The 17554-nt window shown below is 68.7% G+C and carries 18 protein-coding genes and 1 tRNA gene; 11 read left to right on the top strand and 8 right to left on the bottom strand.

The annotated features are described in order from the left end of the window. Positions 1–30: 30 nt before the first annotated feature. Positions 31–1035, bottom strand: a complete 1005-nt coding sequence (locus tag LT972_RS06160; RefSeq protein WP_232572321.1) for a TIGR04024 family LLM class F420-dependent oxidoreductase — start codon at positions 1033–1035, stop codon at positions 31–33. Further along, positions 1032–1796 carry an SDR family NAD(P)-dependent oxidoreductase gene (locus LT972_RS06155; protein ID WP_232572320.1) on the bottom strand — a complete coding sequence of 255 codons (765 nt, stop codon included), beginning with the start codon at positions 1794–1796 and terminating at the stop codon, positions 1032–1034. Before LT972_RS06155 ends, LT972_RS06160 begins: the two co-directional genes overlap by 4 nt. Positions 1797–1900: 104 nt before the next feature. Between LT972_RS06155 and LT972_RS06150 the strand changes: the two genes are divergently transcribed. Next, positions 1901–2692: an N-acyl homoserine lactonase family protein gene (locus LT972_RS06150; protein ID WP_232572319.1), complete on the top strand. Its 792-nt coding sequence runs from the start codon at positions 1901–1903 to the stop codon at positions 2690–2692. A 48-nt stretch (positions 2693–2740) separates the two neighbouring features. On the opposite strand, the gene LT972_RS06145 is transcribed toward LT972_RS06150, so the two are convergent. Together LT972_RS06145 and LT972_RS06140 are read right to left on the bottom strand one after the other, a co-directional pair. Further along, the gene (locus LT972_RS06145) at positions 2741–4297 is read right to left on the bottom strand and encodes a long-chain-fatty-acid--CoA ligase (protein WP_232572318.1); all 1557 of its coding nucleotides are present in this window, start codon (positions 4295–4297) and stop codon (positions 2741–2743) included. A 135-nt stretch (positions 4298–4432) separates the two neighbouring features. After that, positions 4433–6040, bottom strand: coding sequence for a long-chain-fatty-acid--CoA ligase (locus LT972_RS06140; RefSeq protein ID WP_232572317.1), 1608 nt, complete (start codon positions 6038–6040; stop codon positions 4433–4435). Positions 6041–6132: 92 nt separating this feature from the next. Here LT972_RS06140 and LT972_RS06135 point away from each other — a divergent pair, with 92 nt between their 5' ends. The 5 genes from LT972_RS06135 to sod all read left to right on the top strand — a co-directional run bounded on the left by LT972_RS06135 (position 6133) and on the right by sod (position 11126). Then, entirely contained in the window at positions 6133–6594 is a 462-nt protein-coding gene (locus LT972_RS06135) for a PaaI family thioesterase (RefSeq protein ID WP_232572316.1), read from the top strand. A 62-nt stretch (positions 6595–6656) separates the two neighbouring features. Then, on the top strand, positions 6657–7034 hold the full coding sequence (locus tag LT972_RS06130) for a hypothetical protein (RefSeq protein WP_232572315.1): 378 nt from the start codon (positions 6657–6659) through the stop codon (positions 7032–7034). Between the two features lie 51 nt (positions 7035–7085). Next, entirely contained in the window at positions 7086–8486 is a 1401-nt protein-coding gene (locus tag LT972_RS06125; RefSeq protein ID WP_232572314.1) for a cryptochrome/photolyase family protein, read from the top strand. A 291-nt stretch (positions 8487–8777) separates the two neighbouring features. Then, positions 8778–10430 carry an alkaline phosphatase D family protein gene (locus tag LT972_RS06120; RefSeq protein ID WP_232572313.1) on the top strand — a complete coding sequence of 551 codons (1653 nt, stop codon included), beginning with the start codon at positions 8778–8780 and terminating at the stop codon, positions 10428–10430. 93 nt (positions 10431–10523) lie between these two features. After that, the gene (gene sod / locus LT972_RS06115; RefSeq protein ID WP_232572312.1) at positions 10524–11126 is read left to right on the top strand and encodes a superoxide dismutase; all 603 of its coding nucleotides are present in this window, start codon (positions 10524–10526) and stop codon (positions 11124–11126) included. A 94-nt stretch (positions 11127–11220) separates the two neighbouring features. On the opposite strand, the gene LT972_RS06110 is transcribed toward sod, so the two are convergent. Continuing rightward, positions 11221–11670, bottom strand: coding sequence for a DUF7522 family protein (locus tag LT972_RS06110; protein ID WP_232572311.1), 450 nt, complete (start codon positions 11668–11670; stop codon positions 11221–11223). 90 nt (positions 11671–11760) lie between these two features. Between LT972_RS06110 and LT972_RS06105 the strand changes: the two genes are divergently transcribed. Continuing rightward, the gene (locus tag LT972_RS06105; RefSeq protein WP_232572310.1) at positions 11761–12027 is read left to right on the top strand and encodes a DUF5827 family protein; all 267 of its coding nucleotides are present in this window, start codon (positions 11761–11763) and stop codon (positions 12025–12027) included. A gap of 10 nt (positions 12028–12037) precedes the next feature. Here the strand turns inward: LT972_RS06105 and LT972_RS06100 are convergent, their stop codons facing one another. Continuing rightward, a complete protein-coding gene (locus tag LT972_RS06100; protein ID WP_232572309.1) occupies positions 12038–12616 on the bottom strand; it encodes an MBL fold metallo-hydrolase in 579 nt (192 codons plus the stop codon). Between the two features lie 95 nt (positions 12617–12711). On the opposite strand from LT972_RS06100, the gene thyX reads away from it, so the two are divergent. The 4 genes from thyX to LT972_RS06080 all read left to right on the top strand — a co-directional run bounded on the left by thyX (position 12712) and on the right by LT972_RS06080 (position 15874). Continuing rightward, positions 12712–13452 carry an FAD-dependent thymidylate synthase gene (gene thyX, locus LT972_RS06095; protein WP_232572308.1) on the top strand — a complete coding sequence of 247 codons (741 nt, stop codon included), beginning with the start codon at positions 12712–12714 and terminating at the stop codon, positions 13450–13452. Between the two features lie 203 nt (positions 13453–13655). Next, a complete protein-coding gene (locus tag LT972_RS06090; RefSeq protein ID WP_232572307.1) occupies positions 13656–14225 on the top strand; it encodes a hypothetical protein in 570 nt (189 codons plus the stop codon). A gap of 104 nt (positions 14226–14329) precedes the next feature. Then, a complete protein-coding gene (locus LT972_RS06085; protein ID WP_232572306.1) occupies positions 14330–15721 on the top strand; it encodes an NAD-dependent succinate-semialdehyde dehydrogenase in 1392 nt (463 codons plus the stop codon). Positions 15722–15799: 78 nt separating this feature from the next. Beyond that, positions 15800–15874 (top strand) — tRNA-Glu (locus LT972_RS06080). Between the two features lie 126 nt (positions 15875–16000). On the opposite strand, the gene LT972_RS06075 is transcribed toward LT972_RS06080, so the two are convergent. Next, positions 16001–16606, bottom strand: a complete 606-nt coding sequence (locus LT972_RS06075; protein WP_232572305.1) for a hypothetical protein — start codon at positions 16604–16606, stop codon at positions 16001–16003. Positions 16607–16617: 11 nt separating this feature from the next. Further along, the gene (locus tag LT972_RS06070; protein ID WP_232572304.1) at positions 16618–17541 is read right to left on the bottom strand and encodes a hypothetical protein; all 924 of its coding nucleotides are present in this window, start codon (positions 17539–17541) and stop codon (positions 16618–16620) included. Between the last annotated feature and the right edge of the window lie 13 nt (positions 17542–17554).

Raw genomic sequence — 17554 nt, 5'->3', positions numbered from 1 at the left:
CCCGGGAAACGCGCCCGGAGTTCCCCGGATTCAGGCGTCGGGCGCGACCGCGCGGAGCGTCGCGTCGATGACCTCGCGGTCGGCCGCTCGCGGGAAGGAGACGGCGACCGCGTCGAGCCCGTCGATTGCGGCGAACTCCTGGAAGCGCTCGCGGACCTCCTCGGGCGTGCCCGCCGCGCCGAGCGCGTCCAGCAGGTCGTCGTCCACGAGGCCGACCGCGCGCTCGTGGTCGCCGTCCTGCCACGCGTCGTGGATGGCGTGGGCGGCGTCCTCGAAGCCCTGCCGGGCGAGCGCGTTCCGGTAGAAGTCGCCCATCCCGCCGACGTAGAACGCGAGGTGCTGGCGGGTCAGGTCGCGGGCGGCGTCGCCGTCGGGGAGCGCACAGCACGGCAGGACGAAGGTAGTTCGCACGTCCTCGGGGTCGCGGTCGCCGAGGTCGGCGCCCCGGCGGAGGTCGTCGAGGCGGTCCCGGAAGCCCTCGTGCGTGAACATCAGGGCGTGCCAGCCGTCGGCGAACCGGCCCGCGAGTTCGACGGCCTTCGGGCCCATCCCGGTCACGTCGATTTCGGGCGCCGGGTCGGGCGCGTCCTGTCGCAGGCGGAAGCCCCGCGTCTGCACGAGGTCGCCGTCGTAGTCGACCTGCTCGCCGGCCAGCACCTTCCGCACGATTTCGACGTACTCGCGGGTGCGCCGGAGCGGGCGCTCGAAGGACTCGCCGTGCCACCCCTCGATGACGGCGGGGCCGCTCGGCCCGAGACCGAGGCGGAACCGGCCGTCCGAGTGCTCGTCGAGCGTGGCGGCGGTCTGTCCGACGAGCGCGGGACTGCGCGAGTACGTGTTCACGATGCTCGTCCCGATACCGATGTCCTCGGTGCGGTCGGCGAGCGCGGCGAGCGTCGTCGCGGCGTCACGGCCCCACGTCTCCGGGAACCACGCGCGGTCGTAGCCGAGTTCTTCGGCGGTGACGCCGATGTCGAGGACGTCGTCGAGGCTATCCTGTGCGGCGACCGGGAGGTGGACGGTGCGGTCGGTCACAGCGACGGCACCTCCTCGCCCTGCGGGACGCCGCCAGCAGTCAGCGTCTCCCCAACGACGAACGACGCGGCGGGACTCGCGAGGAACCGCGCGGCGTCGGCAATCTCCTCGCTCACGCCGACGCGCTTGTCGACCGTCTCGCGGTCGATGTCGTCCGCGGAGATGCCCATCTGGGACTCCAGTCCCGGTGTCGCGACGAACCCGGGCGCGATGCAGTTCACGCGCACGCCCTGTCCCGCCCACTCCATCGCCAGCGTCCGCGTGAGGTTGATGACGGCGGCCTTCGCGGCGGCGTAGTGGCTCATGTACGGCGCGCCCTCCTGCCCGGCGACGCTCGCGAGGTTGACGACCGAACCCCCACCGTCCTGCAAGTGCTCGGCGGCGGCGTGCGTGCAGTTGTACGTCCCGGTGAGGTTCACGTCCACGATGGTCCGCCAGCCGTTCGGCGAGATGTCGTCGAAGCCCGCGACGAAACTCGCGCCGGCGTTGTTCACCAGACAGTCCACGCCCCCGAACTCCTCGACGGTCGCTTCCACGAGCGCCTCGACGGCGTCGCGGTCGGTCACGTCGCACTCCACGGCGAGCGCGGTGCCGCCGTCCTCGCGGATGCCCTCCGCCACGGGGTCGACGTTCTCTTGCTCGCGCGAGCAGACGACGACGCTGGCGCCGTCCGCCGCGAACCGTTCCGCGATGGCGCGCCCGATGCCGCTGGACGCGCCGGTGACGATTGCCGTCCCGGACACCGAGAATCGGTCTGTCATGGGCACGGGTTCCCGGCGTCGGAGCATAAAACTGTGTCAACGACTGGCAACCCGCGCGGGGTTTCGAGCGTAGCCTTTTGTCGAATCAGTACCACGTTCCCGGCATGGACGTTCACTTCCTCGACCGCGGCCACATCACGGCGGACCGCGCGTACATGCTGGATTCGTCCGCGATGGCGACCGTGGACGACCCCGCGCCCGACCACGACCTCGTGGAGTGTCCGGTCTACAACGTCCTCGTCGACCACCCCGAGGGGACGGTGCTCTGGGACACCGGCAGTCACCCCGACGCGGGCGACGGCTACTGGCCCGCACCCCTGTTCTCGGCGTTCCACCACCCGGACGCCGACGAGCGCACGCTCCCCGTCGCGCTCGACGGAGCGGGCTACGTACTCGGCGACGTGGACGCGGTGGTGATGAGCCACCTCCACCTCGACCACGCCGGCGGCCTCCGACACTTCGCGGGCACGGACACGCCGGTCTACGTCCACGAGCGCGAACTCGAATTCGCGTACCGCTCCGCGACCACCGACACCGGCTCCATCGCCTACCTCCAATCCGACTTCGACCGCGACCTGAACTGGCGCGTGGTCAGCCCCGACCGCGAACCCCGACAACTGTACGACGGCGTCGACCTGCTCCACTTGCCCGGTCACACGCCCGGCCTGCTCGGCCTCTACCTCGATTTGGACGACCCCGTGATAATCGCGGGCGACGAGGCCTACCAGCGCGAGAACTACGACGACGGCGTGCCGATGGCCACGAGTCTCCTCTGGAGCAACGAAGCGTGGCGGGACAGTCGCCGCCGCGTCCGCGAACTGGCGCGACGCACCGTCGCGAGCGTGTTCTGCGGACACGACGCCCGCGACGCCGAACGCCTCAGCGAGCGGTTCTGACGCGAGAAAAAGCCGAAGCGCCCCGTCAGTCGCTACCGGCCGCTGCCGTCACTCGTCGGCGAGTTCGTACTTCTGTACCTTCCCGGTGGTCGTGCGCGGGAGTTCCTCGACGAACTCCACCTCGCGGGGGTGTTTGTACTCCGCGAGGTTCGACAGGCAGTACTCCCGAATCTCGTCGGCGGTCACGTCGGCGTCGGGCGTCTTCACGACGAAGGCCTTGACCGTCTCGCCGCGACGGTCGTCCTCGATACCGACGACGGCGGCGTCGGCCACCGCCTCGTGCTCGAAGAGGAGTTCTTCGACCTCGCGGGGGTAGACGTTGTAGCCGGCGGTGTTGATCATGTGCTTCTTGCGGTCGACGACGTAGAAGTAGCCGTCCTCGTCGTGGTACCCCAGGTCGCCCGTGTGGAACCACCGCTTCCCGTCGGCCTCCGTGAACGCTTTGCGGTTGGCCTCGGGGAGTCCGAGGTAGCCCTTCATCACGTTCGGGCCGGACACCACGAGTTCGCCCGTCACCTCGTCCATGTCCACCTCGTCCTCGTCGACGGGGCCTTCCTCGACGGGCGCCACCGTCTCGAAGTCCTCCGTGACGATGCGGGCGTCGACGCCTTCGAGGGGTTTGCCGATGGAGCCGACGCGACGACCCCAGTTCGGGCTGTTGAAGTGCGTCACCGGACTCGTCTCCGTGAGCCCGTACCCTTCGTCGATGCGGACGGGATAGAGGTCTTCGAACGCCCGCAGCACCTCGATGGGGATGCCGGAGCCACCGACGGTACACTGCCGGAGCGAGGAGAGGTCGAAGGACTCGGCGTTCGGCTGATTGATGATGTCGTTGTACATCGCGGGCACGGCGTCGAACAGCGTGAGTTCGGCGTCCTCGACGAGCGAGAGCGCTTCCTGTGCGTCCCACTTCGGCAGCGGGTAGAACGTCGCGCCGGCGAACAGCGCGGCGTTCATGCCGACGGTCATGCCGTAGATGTGGAACAGCGGCAGCACGCCGATTTTCCGGTCCGAGGGCTGGAGGCCGTCGGGCACGATGTCCATCGACTGGCGGGCGTTCGACGCGAGGTTGCGGTGCGTGAGTTGGACGCCCTTCGGCTGACCGGTCGTCCCCGACGTGTACGGCTGGACCGCCACGTCGTCGTCCGCGCGCTCCGCCACGCTGTCGTCGCCCTCCGTCAGGAACTCTCGGAACGGCGTTCCCGCGTCGGCCTCCCCGCCGACCGTCACGACCGTCTCCACGTTCGTCTCGTCGCGGACCTCCTCGACGAACGGCACCACGTCGGCGAGCGCGACGACCGTCTCGGCGCCCGAGTCCTCGAGCAGGTGGCTGATTTCCCGGCTCTTGTACTGTGGGTTCATCGGCACGACCACACAGCCCGCGCGCAGCGCCCCGTGGAACGCCGCGACCAACTGCGGGAGGTTCGGCAGGTAGAGCGCCACGCGGTCGCCGGGCTCCGCGCCATTCTCTCGGAGCGCCGCCGCGAACTGGCCCGTCTGCTCCCACAGTTCCCCGTACGAGAACTCGTGGTCCTCGTAGACGACTGCGGGGTCGTCGGGGTTTGCCTCGACAGAAGATTGGACGTTGGTGACGAGATTCGCCATGTACCGGCTTCAAAGGTAGACCGCGGCAAGTACGTTTGCACAACCGGGGTACAGTGCCGGTTCTGGGGCGGCGGTTCGACCGCCGGGTACCGCCTCAGGGAGTGAGAGCCGACGAACGGCGTGCCCCCGGGGCTGTCACCCCTCGACTAACTCGAATTTCTTGACCTTCCCGGTGGTGGTGCGCGGGAGTTCCTCGACGAACTCGACCTCGCGGGGGTGTTTGTACTCCGCGAGCCGGTCGAGACAGAACTGCTTGAGTTCGTCCGCCGTCGCGTCGCCGTCCGGGGTCTTCACGACGAAGGCCTTGACCGTCTCGCCCCGGCGGTCGTCCGGGATGCCGACCACCGCCACGTCAGCGACGGCGTCGTGCTCGAAGAGGAGTTCTTCGACCTCGCGGGGGTAGACGTTGTAGCCGGCGGTGTTGATCATGTGCTTCTTGCGGTCGACGACGTAGAAGTAGCCGTCCTCGTCGTGATAGCCGAGGTCGCCCGTGTGGAACCACTTCTTTCCGGAAGACGAGTCTTCCGACGTCCCGGTCGCTTCGCTCCCGGGACTCCCCTCGCGCTCGGTGAACGCCTCCCGGTTCGCCTCCGGCAGACCGGCGTACCCCTTCATCACGTTCGGCCCGGCGACCACGAGTTCGCCCGTCACCTCGTCCATGTCCACCTCGTCCTCGTCGAGCGGCCCCTCCGCCACCGGGTCGACCTCCTCGAAGTCGCCCGTAATCACCTTCGCGTCCACGCCGTCCAGCGGTTTGCCGATGGAGCCGACGCGACGCCCCCACTTCGGGCTGTTGAAGTGCGTCACCGGACTCGTCTCCGTGAGCCCGTAGCCCTCGTAGATTTCCACGTCGTAGAGGTCCTCGAACGTTCGCAACACTTCGATTGGGATGCCGGAGCCACCGACAGTACACATTCGCACGGAGGAGAGGTCGAACTCCTCGGCGTTCGGCTGATTGACGATGTCGTTGTACATCGCGGGCACGCCGTCGAACAGCGTGAGTTCGGCGTCCTCCACAAGCGCCATCGCGTCCTGTGCGTCCCACGCCGCCATCGGGTAGAACGTCCCGCCCGCGAACAGCGTGGCGTTCATGCCGACGGTCATGCCGTAGATGTGGAACAGCGGCAGCACGCCGATTTTCCGGTCGCTCGGCTTCAGCCCGCCCGGCATGATGTCCATCGACTGCCGGGCGTTCGACGCGAGGTTGTGGTGCGTGAGTTGGACGCCCTTCGGCTGGCCCGTGGTGCCGGAGGTGTACGGCTGGACCGCCACGTCGTCGTCCGCGCGCTCCGCCACGCTGTCGTCCCCGTCCGCGACGAGGAACTCTCGGAACGGCGTTCCCGCGTCGGCCTCGCCGCCGACCGTCACGACCGTCTCCACGTCCGTGTCGTCTCGTACTTGCTGGACGAACGGCACGAGGTCCAAGAGCGCCACCACGGTGGTCGCGCCCGAGTCGCCGAGCAGGTGGCTGATTTCCCGGCTCTTGTACTGTGGGTTCATCGGCACGATCACGCAGCCAGCGCGCAGCGCCCCGTGGAACGCGACGACGAACTGCGGGAGGTTCGGCAGGTAGATTGCGACCCGGTCGCCGGGTTCGGCGCCGCCCTCGCGGAGCGCCGCCGCGAACTGCCCGGTCTGCGCCCAGAACTCCCCGTACGAGAACTCGTGGTCCTCGTAGACGACGGCCGGCTCCTCGGCGTGCTCGGCGACCACGGACTCGACGTTGGTGACGAGGTTCGTCATGTGTCACCGAACACCACGAACGTTCGTGACAATAACTTTTCCCGTGGTGTCGCCTCGGTGGGCTTATGCGGGCCGCCGCCACACGGGGAATCATGACGGCGTTCGACGCGGACGACGCGGCCGCGTTCATCCAGTCCTACGTGGACGACCACGGCTTCCTCTCCTTTCTCGACCTCGAGGTCGAGGACGTCGAGGAGGGCGAGATGACGATGCGCGTGCCCTACCACGAGAAACTCGCGAACCACGGCGTCGGCAGGGGGAACGTCCACGGCGGCATCGCCGCGACGCTCATCGACACCGCGGGCGGCCTCTCGGTCCGCACCGCGCTCGACGACCCCGTCGAGGCGGGCGTCGCCACCATCGACCTGAACGTCTCCTACCTCCGGCCCGCTCGCGGCGACCTCGTCGCCGAGGCCGAGGTCGTGCGCGTCGGCTCTACCGTCGGCGTCGCCGAAGTCACGGTCGAAGCCGAACCGCACGACAACGGGGACGAAGACGAGGCCTACGAGGTCGCCGTCGGCCGCGGTTCGTTCCGCGTGTTCCGCAGCGACTAGCGACCGCCGGCGCACTGTTCCGACAACAGACACTTGCCGTGCCGGGACGAACGCCGGTAGCGATGGACTCCTCCAACCGGCGCTTCGCCGTCGCCGCCGGCGTCGGCCTCCTGAACCTCGCCGTCCTGCTCGCGTACGGCCAGTTCGTCCTCGACCTCGGCGGTCCCAGTCCGCGAATGGCGACGCTCGATGTCGCCGCGACGTGGGCGTACTGGCTCGTCGGCCTCTGGACGATGGGCGCCGTCCCGGCCGCCCTCTACCTGCGCTCGGACGCCGTCTCGCCGCTCGCGCTGACCGCGCTCCTGACGGGCTACTGCCTCTGGGACTCGTTCTCGGCGTCGATGGAGTCGTTCACGCCGCTCTACTACGCGCTGTGGCCGGCGTTCCTCGTCGCCCTCGCCGCCGCCGGCGCCGTCGAGCGACTGCTCAGACGGCGGTGACCGCGAGCGCCACCCACCACCTTCAGGAGGGTCCCGCCCGACGGGAGCGCCATGCAGGTGTTCTGGCACCGGCGGGACCTCCGCACGACCGACAACCTCGGACTCGCCGCGGCGGCCGACGCCGGCGACGCGGTGCCCGTGTTCTGTTTCGACGACGCCGTCCTCGAACACGCCGCGCCGCCTCGCGTGGCGTTCGTGCTCGACGCGCTCGCCGACCTCCGGGAGCGCTACCGGGAACTCGGCTCGGACCTCGTCGTCCGGCGCGGCGACGCGTCGGCCGTGATTCCCGACGTCGCCCGCGAGTTCGACGCCGACCGCGTCGTCTGGAACCACGACTACTCGGGGCTCGCCGACGAGCGCGACGAGGCCGTCAGGGCCGCACTCGACGAACAGGACACGCGCCACGAGGCGTTCCACGACGCCGTCCTCCACCGACCGGGCGAGATTCGCACGAACGCGGGCGACCCGTACTCCGTCTACACGTACTTCTGGAAGAAGTGGACCGACCGCGAGAAGACCGACAGCGCGCCCGAACCGGACGCCGAGGCTCTCGCGGACGTCGCGGGCGACGACCTGCCGTCCGCCAGCGACCTCGGGTTCGAGGAACCGGACGGCGCGATTCCCGAGGCTGGCACCGAGGCCGCCCGCGACCGCCTCGAATCGTTCTGCGAGGACGGCATCTACCGGTACGCCGACCGCCGGGACTACCCCGCCGACGAGAACACGTCGCGGCTCTCCGCCGACCTGAAATTCGGTACTATCGGCGTGCGCGAGGTGTACGAGCGCACCGAGGACGCGATGGCCGACGCCGACAGCGAGGGCGCACGCGAGAGCGTCGAGGAGTTCCAACAGCAACTGGCGTGGCGGGAGTTCTACGCGCAGGTGCTGTACTTCAATCAGTCCGTCGTCACGGAGAACTTCAAGGACTACGAGAACCCCATCGAGTGGCGCGACGACCCCGAGGGTTTGCAGGCGTGGAAGGACGGCGAGACGGGCTACCCCATCGTGGACGCCGGGATGCGCCAACTCCGCGAGGAGGCGTTCATGCACAACCGCGTGCGGATGATTGTCGCCGCGTTCCTCACGAAGGACCTGCTCGTGGACTGGCGCGAGGGCTACGACTGGTTCCGGGAGCGACTCGTCGACCACGACACCGCCAACGACAACGGCGGCTGGCAGTGGGCGGCCTCCACGGGCACCGACGCCCAGCCGTACTTCCGCATCTTCAACCCCACGACGCAGGGCGAGCGCTTCGACCCGGACGCCGACTACATCAAGGCGTACGTCCCCGAACTCCGGGACGTGCCCGCCGACGACATCCACGACTGGCCCGACCTCTCGCTCTCGGAGCGCCGGTCGCTCGCGCCCGACTACCCCGACCCCATCGTGGACCACAGCGAGCGCCGCGAGGAAGCCATCGAGACGTTCGAGAGAGCGAGGGGCGACGACTGACCACAGGGAAGGAGTCGGCCCTCGGAACTGCTGAGCGGTGAGCGCCAGCGAACCGCGAAGCCAGCGAACCGCGAAGCCAGCGAACCGCGAAGCCAGCGAACCGCGAAGCCAGCGAACCGCGAAGCCAGCGAACCGCGACGACTGAGCGAAGTGCGCCGTAGAGCGGGCCGCGACCGGTAACACGGTCCTACGTCTCGTACGACCGTCCTACCCGTATCCCACCGCGCGTAACGCCGGCTTACGTGTCGTACAGCGCTCATTACAAACTCTCGGCGGTCCCTCGCGGTCGACATGACCGACCAGACTCGTCGCTCGCTCCTCCGGTCGCTCGGGGCGGTCGCGGGCGCGGGCCTCGTGCCGCGGGCCGCCGACGCCGTGCGCGCCGACCGCGCCGTCGTCGAGGGCGACCCGGACCGTGAGGCGTTCCCGCAGGGCGTCGCGAGCGGCGACCCGACGCCGTCCGGCGCGGTCGTCTGGACGCGCGTCTCGCCGGCCGCCTACCGCGCCGTCGAACCGGTCTCGGTGCTCGTCTCTCGGGACCCGAACTTCCGGTCGCCGGTCGGCCTCTTCGACGCCGGCACCACCGGGCCGGGACGGGACCACACCGTCAAGGCGGACCTCGACGGCGAACTGGAAGCCGGCAGACCGTACTGGTATCGCTTCCAGCACGCCGACCGCGTCTCCCCGACCGGCCGCCTGCGCACGCTCCCGCGCTCCGACTCGTCGCCGGACTCGGTGTCCTTCGCGGTGTGTACGTGTCAGGACTACCGGAACGGCCGGTACGGCGCCTACCGGCACGTCGCGAACGACGACGTGGACTACATCCTCCACCTAGGCGACTTCGTCTACGAGCACGCCGGCGGGTCGCAGTTTCCGGGGCGAGACATTCGGCTGCCGAGCGGCGCCGGCATCGCGATGGGCCTCGAAGACTACCGCCACCTCCATCGGACGTACCGGTCGGATAGCGCGCTCCAGGCCGCGTTCGCGGCGCACACCGCCATCGCGACGTGGGACGACCACGAGGTCGTCAACGACCGGTTCTGGAGTTACCGGGAGGGCCGGCCGTACGCCGGGGACGACTCCCACCCGCGGAACGGCGACGAGGCGTTCATGCGCGAGTTGTTCGCCGCCGGAATCCGGGCGTGGTGGGAGTACACGCCCGCGAGAGTGCGGTACGACCCGGACGCCGACCTGCTGGACTCGCTCGGGCTCTACCGGTCGTTCGAGTTCGGCGACCTGCTAGACCTCGTGGTGACCGACGAGCGCCTGTTCCGGTCGGCGCCCCCCGACAGCGACCTGCCGACGCCGCTCGCCACGTCGCTCTCCGATAGCCCCCGGGGGCCGGACGGCACGCCGACGATGTTCGGCGAGCGCCAGCGCGAGTGGTTCGACGACCAGATTCGGGCGTCGTCGGCGACGTGGACGGCGTGGGCGAACGAAGTCATCCACATGGACCTCCAGTTCGAGGTCGGCGGTGAGTCGGCGTACAGCGCCGACTCGTGGGCGGGCTACGAGGCCGAACGCGAGGCCGTCGCTCGGACGCTCGCGGAGGCTGAGAACGCCGTCGCGCTCACGGGCGACCTGCACTCGTACGCGGCGGGCTACCTCAAGCCGACGTACGGCGAGCAGGCCGAACCCGGGGAGCGAGTCGGCGTGGAGTTCCTCGCGCCCGCGCTCACCAGCCAGAACGTCAAGGAGACGCTCGGTCTGCCGTCGGGGCGGTTCGCGCGCTCGCTCGTCGAGCGCGCCGTCCAAGACGAGAATCCACACGTCGAGTTCTTCGACAGCCACCACTGGGGGTACGCCGTCGTGGAGTTCGAACCGGACGCCGCGACGTACACGGCCTACGAAGTCGACAAGTCAGCGCCGGCACAGAACGCCCGTCGTTCCAGACTCGCGCGGCTCCGCGCGCCCGCCGGTCGGGTCGCCCTCCGGCGCTCGTGAGACGAGCGCGAGAAACGCCGTGAGACGTGCTAACGTGGGTGGCCTCAACCTTTAACAGGACTCCGAGAGATGATTGGGTCGGAGGAATTCACCATGAGCCAGCACGAACTGCCGCCGCTTCCCTACGACTACGACGCGCTCGAACCGCACATCAGCGAACAGGTGCTCACGTGGCACCACGACACCCACCACCAGGGCTACGTCAACGGCCTGAACTCCGCGGAGGAGACCCTCGCCGACAACCGCGAGAGCGGAGACTACTCCAGTACCGCCGGCGCGCTCGGGAACGTAACCCACAACGGCTGTGGCCACTACCTCCACACGCTGTTCTGGGAGAACATGGACCCGAACGGCGGCGGCGAACCGGAGGGCGACCTCCGCGACCGCATCGAGGAGGACTTCGGCTCCTACGAGGGCTGGAAGGGCGAGTTCGAGGCCGCGGCCTCCGCCGCCGGCGGCTGGGCGCTCCTCGTCTACGACCCGGTCGCCAAGCAGCTCCGCAACGTCAAGGTCGACAAGCACGACCAGGGCGCGCTCTGGGGCGCACACCCCATCATGGCCCTCGACGTCTGGGAGCACTCCTACTACTACGACTACGGCCCCGACCGCGGCGACTTCGTCAGCAACTTCTTCGAGGTCGTGAACTGGGACAACGTCGCAGAGAACTACAGCGACGTCGTCTCCCTCTTCGAGTAACGCGTCACACCCACCAGTTTTCTTTCGCGCTCGTCGCCCAGCGGCGCCGCCGGAACGAGCGTTGGCCCCGTGGTTCCGCGCGTCAACCCCGTGGTTACGCGTCCGGGTCGGGCGCGAACGCGTCGACGCCGTACTCGTCGGCGACCTCGTAGATGGCGTCGGTGAGCGCCGCGAAGTCGTAGTTCGTGCCGTCGGAGTCCACGCCCACGACGACGCCGACCTTCGTCGGGCCGTCCACGACGAACGTCCGGAACAACTCCCACGTGTCGAACCCGCGGTGCGTGTACCGGAACTCCGAGTAGTGGAGGCGGTTGTACGTCTCGCGGGTGACGAAGCCGTAGCGTTCGTTGTCGAGGTACTTCTCGACGTCCACGTCGGTGATGCGCTCCTCGATGTCGTCTCGGAGGTACAGCGGTTCCTGTGCCTGTTCGTCCAGCACCCACACGTCCCGGAGGTTGCCGTCGACGCGGTCGCGGAGTGTGTCGACGAGCGCCGACTTCGCGTCGCTTCGGCCCGACGCCCGCGTCGTATCGTGTCCTGTCATGCGCGTCGCTTGAGAGAGGCAAGACGAGAGGGGTCTAAAAGCGTTCCCCCGCATCGGGGGTTTTTTCGGCGGCACACACGGAGAGTCGGTATGCCCGAACCGAAATCGGAGTTCGACGAACTCCACCCGTGTGACTTCTACACGCCCGCGGAACTGATGGACGACGACGAGATGTACACCGTCTACGAGATAGCCCGCCTCCTGCAGGACCTCGAACCGGACGCCGACCTCTCGCCGGACGTCGAGAACGTCCTGCTCGACTGGGCGATTCCGTGGGTGATGATGCACGGCGACGAACTCGTGGTCGCCGAGCCGCGCGGCGACGACGAACCCGGCTTCTACGGCGTCAAGGAGTAGCGGAGACCGATTACTGGCTGAACCGCGCGGCGCGCGCCGCGACTTCCAGATTCTCGTAGACGTCGGTCGTGACCGCCGGTCCGTGCCCGGGATACATCACGTCCAGCGACGGCTCGACGACGTCGACGACGCGCTCGATGCTCTCGACGAGCGTGCGCCGGTCGCCGCCTTCCAGGTCGGTGCGCCCGAAACTCCCGTTCCCGAACACGAGGTCCGCGGAGAACAACGCGTCGGCGGCCCGCGAGTAGAGACAGACGTGGTGTGGTTCGTGACCGGGCGTGTGCAGGACCTCGTAGTCGTGGTCGCCGACGGCGACGGTGTCGCCGTCCGAGAGTTCGTGGTCGACGCCGGGGACGCCCTCGAACCCCCACGCCTCGACGTCGAAGGCGTCGCGGACGGCGTCGAGGTTGCCGACGTGGTCCGGGTGCGGGTGCGTGACGACGACGGCGTCGAGAGCGTCTACCTGTTCGCGGATGCGGGACACCGCGTCGTAGTTCGCGCCGGCGTCCACGAGGACGGTGCGCTCGCCGGGAACGAGGAAGACGTTGCTCGTGAACGCCTGCACGCCCGCCGAGATGTTCGTGACCATGCGCTCGCTACGCGGGCCGGCACTTAGACGTTGGCGGGGTTGGGCGCTCGCGTCTAGCGGGATTTATGCCGCCCGGACTCGCAGTCGTGTCCAACATGCGAGTACGCCTCCTCGAAGCCACGGAGAATCCGGAGGAACTCATCTGCCGCGGGGCACGCAACGACTACATGGAAGAGTGGGTCGCCGAGCAGTCCTTCGAGGACGCGATGGCCGGCGTCGAGGGCGAGGACATCGAGGAGAAGAAAGCGAACTTCCTCGCGAAACTCCTCCAGCGCGGGCACTACGGGCCCTTCGAGCACCCGAGCGCGACGTTCGCCATCGAGGGCGCGAGCCGGTCGTGTATGGCGCAACTGACGCGCCACCGCCACGCGTCCTTCGACGTGCAGTCGATGCGGTACGTCTCCTTCGACGAGGTGGACCCCGCGGACGTAGAAGACGGCGAGATGGTGGTGACGCCGCCGTCGGCGACGGACCCGGACTGGGTCGGCCGGAATCAGAAGGGCGACGCGAGCGAGGCCGAGGTGGAGAAACGTGAGGAGGTGTTCCGGTCGTCCGTCCGGCAGTCGGTCGAGGACTACCAGGAACTGCTCGAACTCGGGATGCCGCCCGAGGACGCGCGCTTCGTCCTCCCCATCGGCACCGAGGTGAACATCGTCGTCACGCTGAACCCGCGGTCGCTGATGCACATCGCGGACATGCGCGCCGCGGCGGACGCCCAGTGGGAGATTCGAGACCTCACGGAGCAGTTACTGGACATCGCGGCGGAGTGGTGTCCCCACACCTTCGACTACTACGAATCGGAGATGAAACACCGGAAGAACCGGCTCGCGCCCTGAGCCGGTAACGCCGTCCGAACGCGGACACCGGGCGTGACGGGCTATCGCGGCGCGTCTCCGGCGACCTTACTCGCGAGTAAGCCGAGCGGAGTTACTCGCCGACGTCTCGGGCCGACTTCATAACAAAGCCCGCGCAGTCCCGTGGATAGGGTATGGTGGACAGACGCTCAGTACTGAAAGCCGGTGCGACTGGACTCGCGGGAATGGGACTGCTCGGAACTGCCAGCGGCAGCGCGTCGTGGCGCCTGCTCGTCATCCGGAACGTGGGCGACGACGAACAGCGCGTTCGCGTGGTCGTCGACGGCCGGGTCGCGCTCGCCGACGAGGCGAGCCGAGACGAGGACTCGGCCCGGAACGACAACGGACGCGGCGTCATCGACGCCTACCTCGACCCCGGCGCCATCGACAGCTTCTGGATAGACGGCGACATCGAGCGCGTTCGATGGACGGAGTCGGAGCCGCGGCTCCGACTCGACGGCCGGACGCTCGACCTCGACGACTACGCGGGCGGGCCGGTCGACGACGACGACGATGACGACGATGACGACGACGATGACGACAACGACTACCCGTCGCGCATCCAGTTCGTCGCGACGAACGACGACCTGGAGGCGTTCCTGCGCGTGAGCGACCGCGTGCGGCGCGGCGACGACCGCGACGAGGTTCGCGTGATACTCGACGAGGACGAAGTGGAGACGGTTCGGTACTCCGGGAACATCCGGGAACTCCGCACCGCGAGCGGCGAGATAGACGTCTACATCACGCAGCGCTGAGTCGAACGGCGAGCGGCGCACGCCGCGCGGTCACACCCGCCCGACGTCGGGCCGCGGCGCCCGGCCGCCGGAACGTTAACCGACTGTGCGCCGAACGCCGTCGCATGGACGTGGTGAATCCGGCGACCGGCGAGTGCGTCGACACCTACGAGGAGCACACCGAGAGCGAGGTCGACGCCGCGCTCGCGCGCGCCGAGGACGCGTTCGCGTCGTGGCGCGACCGCTCGGTCCGGGAGCGCGAGCGCCTGCTCGCGGACGCCGCCGACGTGCTGCGCGAGCACGAACGCGAGTACGCCGAAACGATGACTCGCGAGATGGGGAAGCCGATTTCTCAGGCCATCAGCGAGGTCCAGAAGTGCGCGTGGCTCTGTGACCACTACGCCGAACACGCGAGCGCGTACCTCGACGCCGACGCCCACCCGAGTCCGCCCGGCACCACCGTCACGACCGAGTACGAACCGCTCGGCCCCGTACTCGCGGTGATGCCGTGGAACTACCCCTTCTGGCAGGTGTTCCGGTTCGCCGCGCCCTATCTCACCGCCGGCAACGTCGGCCTGCTCAAGCACGCCTCGAACGTCCCCGGCTGTGCGGCAGCCATCGCGGACGTCTTCGAGCGAGCCGGCTACCCCGAGGACGTGTTCCAGACGCTGTTGATTCCCGGCGACCGCGTGGAGCGCGTCGTCGCCGACGACCGCGTTCGCGCCGCGACCCTGACGGGGAGCGGTCCCGCCGGCCGCTCGCTCGCCTCGACGGCCGGCGAACACCTGAAGAAGACCGTCCTCGAACTCGGCGGCAGCGACCCGTTCGTCGTGCTAGACGACGCGGACGTGCAGACCGCCGCGAGCGTCGGCGCGTGGGCGCGCAACCAGAACGGCGGCCAGTCCTGCATCGCCGCCAAGCGCTTCGTCGTCGCCGACGCCGTCTACGACGAGTTCGTCGACGCGCTCGTCGCGAACGCCGAATCCCTCACCGTCGGCGACCCCACCAGCGAGGACACCGACGTGGGCCCGCAGGCCAGCCGGGAACTGCTGGAGACGCTCCACGAGCAAGTCGAAGCGAGCGTCGACGCCGGCGCCACCGTCGAGACCGGCGGCGAGCCACTCGACCGCGACGGCGCGTTCTACCCGCCGACCGTCCTCACCGACGTGCCCGCGGGCTGTCCAGCCGACACCGAGGAACTGTTCGGGCCCGTCGCCGCCGTCTACCGCGTCGACGGCGAGGACGCCGCCGTCCGGAAGGCCAACGACACCGACTTCGGCCTCGGCGCGAGCGTCTGGACCACCGACACCGACCGCGGACAGCGCGTCGCCTCGCGCATCGACGCCGGCTGCGTCTACGTCAACGAACTCGTGAAATCCGACCCCCGCGTCCCGTTCGGCGGCGTCGGCGAGTCCGGCTACGGTCGCGAACTCTCCGAGGCCGGCATCCAGGAGTTCGTCAACCGCAAAACCGTCTGGGTCGCCGACGAACCCGACACCGACGTCCCCACCGAGTGAGTACCACGTCGGTCGTTCGCACGCGGGCGACGAGACGAAATCGTTATTTGTACCCCCGCGCTACGATTGGGTGGACGCGCTCCGTTGGTGTAGTCCGGCCAATCATATTGCCCTCTCACGGCAATGACTAGGGTTCAAATCCCTGACGGAGCATTTCTGCGAGACGTTACGTGACGAGCGGTGCGCTTTCTGGGACTGGTTCGTCCGCGAGTGACGGCGTTGCGGTGATTTGGCTGGTCGAGTTTGAGACGCGGTTTCGGGTCGCGACGGACGGTACTGTCACGGGGAGTCGTCGGTCGCGTCCCGGGACGCGTGTTGGTCGCGCGTCTCCGTCTCCGTCTCCTCGGTCGTGGTGTCCGTCTCGGAGGGTTCCGCGTCCGGACTGAAGGCGGGCGTGGCGGTGGTGAGTTCGCTGGCGACCAGGTCGGCGAACTCGTCGAGGTTCGTGTAGAGGAGGACGACGAGCCAGCCGCCCGCGACGAGGCCAGTCACGAGAAACACGAGTTCGTACTGGCCGGGGTGCGTGTCGAAGTAGGGGAGCCACGTGAACGTGGGGTACGCCCACACCAACAGCAACAGGAGCGTCGCGAGTTGGATGGCGCGACGAATCGCGCTCGGGCCGTCGAGTTCCGCCGCGATGACGGCGCCGACGGTCGAGGCGTAGTCGAACACCGCCGCCATGATGACGAGGGTGACGAGTCCGTAGACGAGCAAGGCGACCGAGAGGGTCGGTTCGAGGAGGATGCGGTCGGCTCCGGGCACGCGAACGAGGACGGCGCGCGCGGTGAACAACACCGCGAGAGCGAGGACGAATCGGACGGTCGGCTTGACGAGCGCCTGCCCGACGGCCGCGAGTTTGGACCGTCGGCGTGAAGTGTCTGACATGGCTGGTGGTGTCACTGGTTCTCTGTCCGGAACGCCGCTTCCGTGTCCACGGACCACTCGACGTTCGCGGTTCGTCCCTCGCGGTAGGCGGAGAGGTCGTCGGCGTCGCTGAAGTCGCCGCTGTCCTCGTTGTATTCGAGGTACGCCTCGACGTCGTCCACGTCGATGTCGGCGGCGTTCTCGAAGACTGTCACTGACAGTCCGCGCGTGGTGTCCTCGCCGAATTCGTAGCGGAATCCGCTGGCCACGGCCCCGGCGAACCGTCCGTCGCGGAGGTCGGTTTCGGTGCGTTCCGCGAAGCGACGACCGAGTGCGAAGTGGGCGTCGCCGAGCCGGGACGTGAGCGTCGCGAACGACTCGTCGCTGTCGACGTACCGGGAGTCGCCGCTGTGTCCGGTGTCGAGAATCTGCGTGACGACGTTGGTCGCGTCCAGCACGCCGCCGGCTCGGCCGACGACGATCGTGTCGTCGGTGACGCCAAGTGCGTTCGTCGGGTCGCGCTCGTAAATCTGATAGCCGCGGTGGGTGGTGTGCGTGGAGAATCCGTTGGCGCCGACGCGAGTGGCGATTTCGGCGGTATCGAAAGCCCCTGTCAGGACGAGGTTGTACGCGCCACCGAAGCCGATGAACTCGTCCGGGTCGTGGAAGTCGAGGCCCAGTCGCGTGTCTTCGACGGGGAGTAGCGTCCGCAGTCTGGTGTACGATTCTTCGAGTTCCGCCGCGTAGGCGGCGATATCCGACGGTCGGGCGTACCGGAACCATCCGTGCGTGTCCTCGTCGATGGCCCGAGGTCGGGGTATCCACGCGGGGTACGAGGCGCCGGTATCGCTGCCGGGAATCGGCGGTCCGGCGCCGATACAGCCTGCGGCGCCCGCGGCGGCGAGGGCGCTGCCCGCTCTCAGGACGTCGCGGCGTGTCGAGAGTCGAGGCCCCATCGGTCCCACCGTT

It is taken from the genome of Halobacterium litoreum (assembly GCF_021233415.1).
Lineage (GTDB): Archaea > Halobacteriota > Halobacteria > Halobacteriales > Halobacteriaceae > Halobacterium > Halobacterium litoreum.
The sequence above is the reverse complement of the archived record's forward strand: the minus strand, read 5'-3'. Positions and strand labels throughout refer to the sequence as shown.

What these genes read in the sequence shown, in the direction of transcription:
- LT972_RS06105 (WP_232572310.1), top strand. Translation starts at nt 11,761, where the DNA reads ATGCCCGAACCGAAATCGGAGTTCGACGAACTCCACCCGTGTGACTTC.
- LT972_RS06100 (WP_232572309.1), bottom strand. Translation starts at nt 12,616, where the DNA reads ATGGTCACGAACATCTCGGCGGGCGTGCAGGCGTTCACGAGCAACGTC.
- LT972_RS06110 (WP_232572311.1), bottom strand. Translation starts at nt 11,670, where the DNA reads ATGACAGGACACGATACGACGCGGGCGTCGGGCCGAAGCGACGCGAAG.
- LT972_RS06090 (WP_232572307.1), top strand. Translation starts at nt 13,656, where the DNA reads ATGGGACTGCTCGGAACTGCCAGCGGCAGCGCGTCGTGGCGCCTGCTC.
- LT972_RS06070 (WP_232572304.1), bottom strand. Translation starts at nt 17,541, where the DNA reads ATGGGGCCTCGACTCTCGACACGCCGCGACGTCCTGAGAGCGGGCAGC.
- LT972_RS06140 (WP_232572317.1), bottom strand. Translation starts at nt 6,040, where the DNA reads ATGACGAACCTCGTCACCAACGTCGAGTCCGTGGTCGCCGAGCACGCC.
- LT972_RS06085 (WP_232572306.1), top strand. Translation starts at nt 14,330, where the DNA reads ATGGACGTGGTGAATCCGGCGACCGGCGAGTGCGTCGACACCTACGAG.
- LT972_RS06120 (WP_232572313.1), top strand. Translation starts at nt 8,778, where the DNA reads ATGACCGACCAGACTCGTCGCTCGCTCCTCCGGTCGCTCGGGGCGGTC.
- LT972_RS06125 (WP_232572314.1), top strand. Translation starts at nt 7,086, where the DNA reads ATGCAGGTGTTCTGGCACCGGCGGGACCTCCGCACGACCGACAACCTC.
- LT972_RS06145 (WP_232572318.1), bottom strand. Translation starts at nt 4,297, where the DNA reads ATGGCGAATCTCGTCACCAACGTCCAATCTTCTGTCGAGGCAAACCCC.
- sod (WP_232572312.1), top strand. Translation starts at nt 10,524, where the DNA reads ATGAGCCAGCACGAACTGCCGCCGCTTCCCTACGACTACGACGCGCTC.
- LT972_RS06135 (WP_232572316.1), top strand. Translation starts at nt 6,133, where the DNA reads ATGACGGCGTTCGACGCGGACGACGCGGCCGCGTTCATCCAGTCCTAC.
- LT972_RS06130 (WP_232572315.1), top strand. Translation starts at nt 6,657, where the DNA reads ATGGACTCCTCCAACCGGCGCTTCGCCGTCGCCGCCGGCGTCGGCCTC.
- thyX (WP_232572308.1), top strand. Translation starts at nt 12,712, where the DNA reads ATGCGAGTACGCCTCCTCGAAGCCACGGAGAATCCGGAGGAACTCATC.
- LT972_RS06150 (WP_232572319.1), top strand. Translation starts at nt 1,901, where the DNA reads ATGGACGTTCACTTCCTCGACCGCGGCCACATCACGGCGGACCGCGCG.
- LT972_RS06075 (WP_232572305.1), bottom strand. Translation starts at nt 16,606, where the DNA reads ATGTCAGACACTTCACGCCGACGGTCCAAACTCGCGGCCGTCGGGCAG.
- LT972_RS06155 (WP_232572320.1), bottom strand. Translation starts at nt 1,796, where the DNA reads ATGACAGACCGATTCTCGGTGTCCGGGACGGCAATCGTCACCGGCGCG.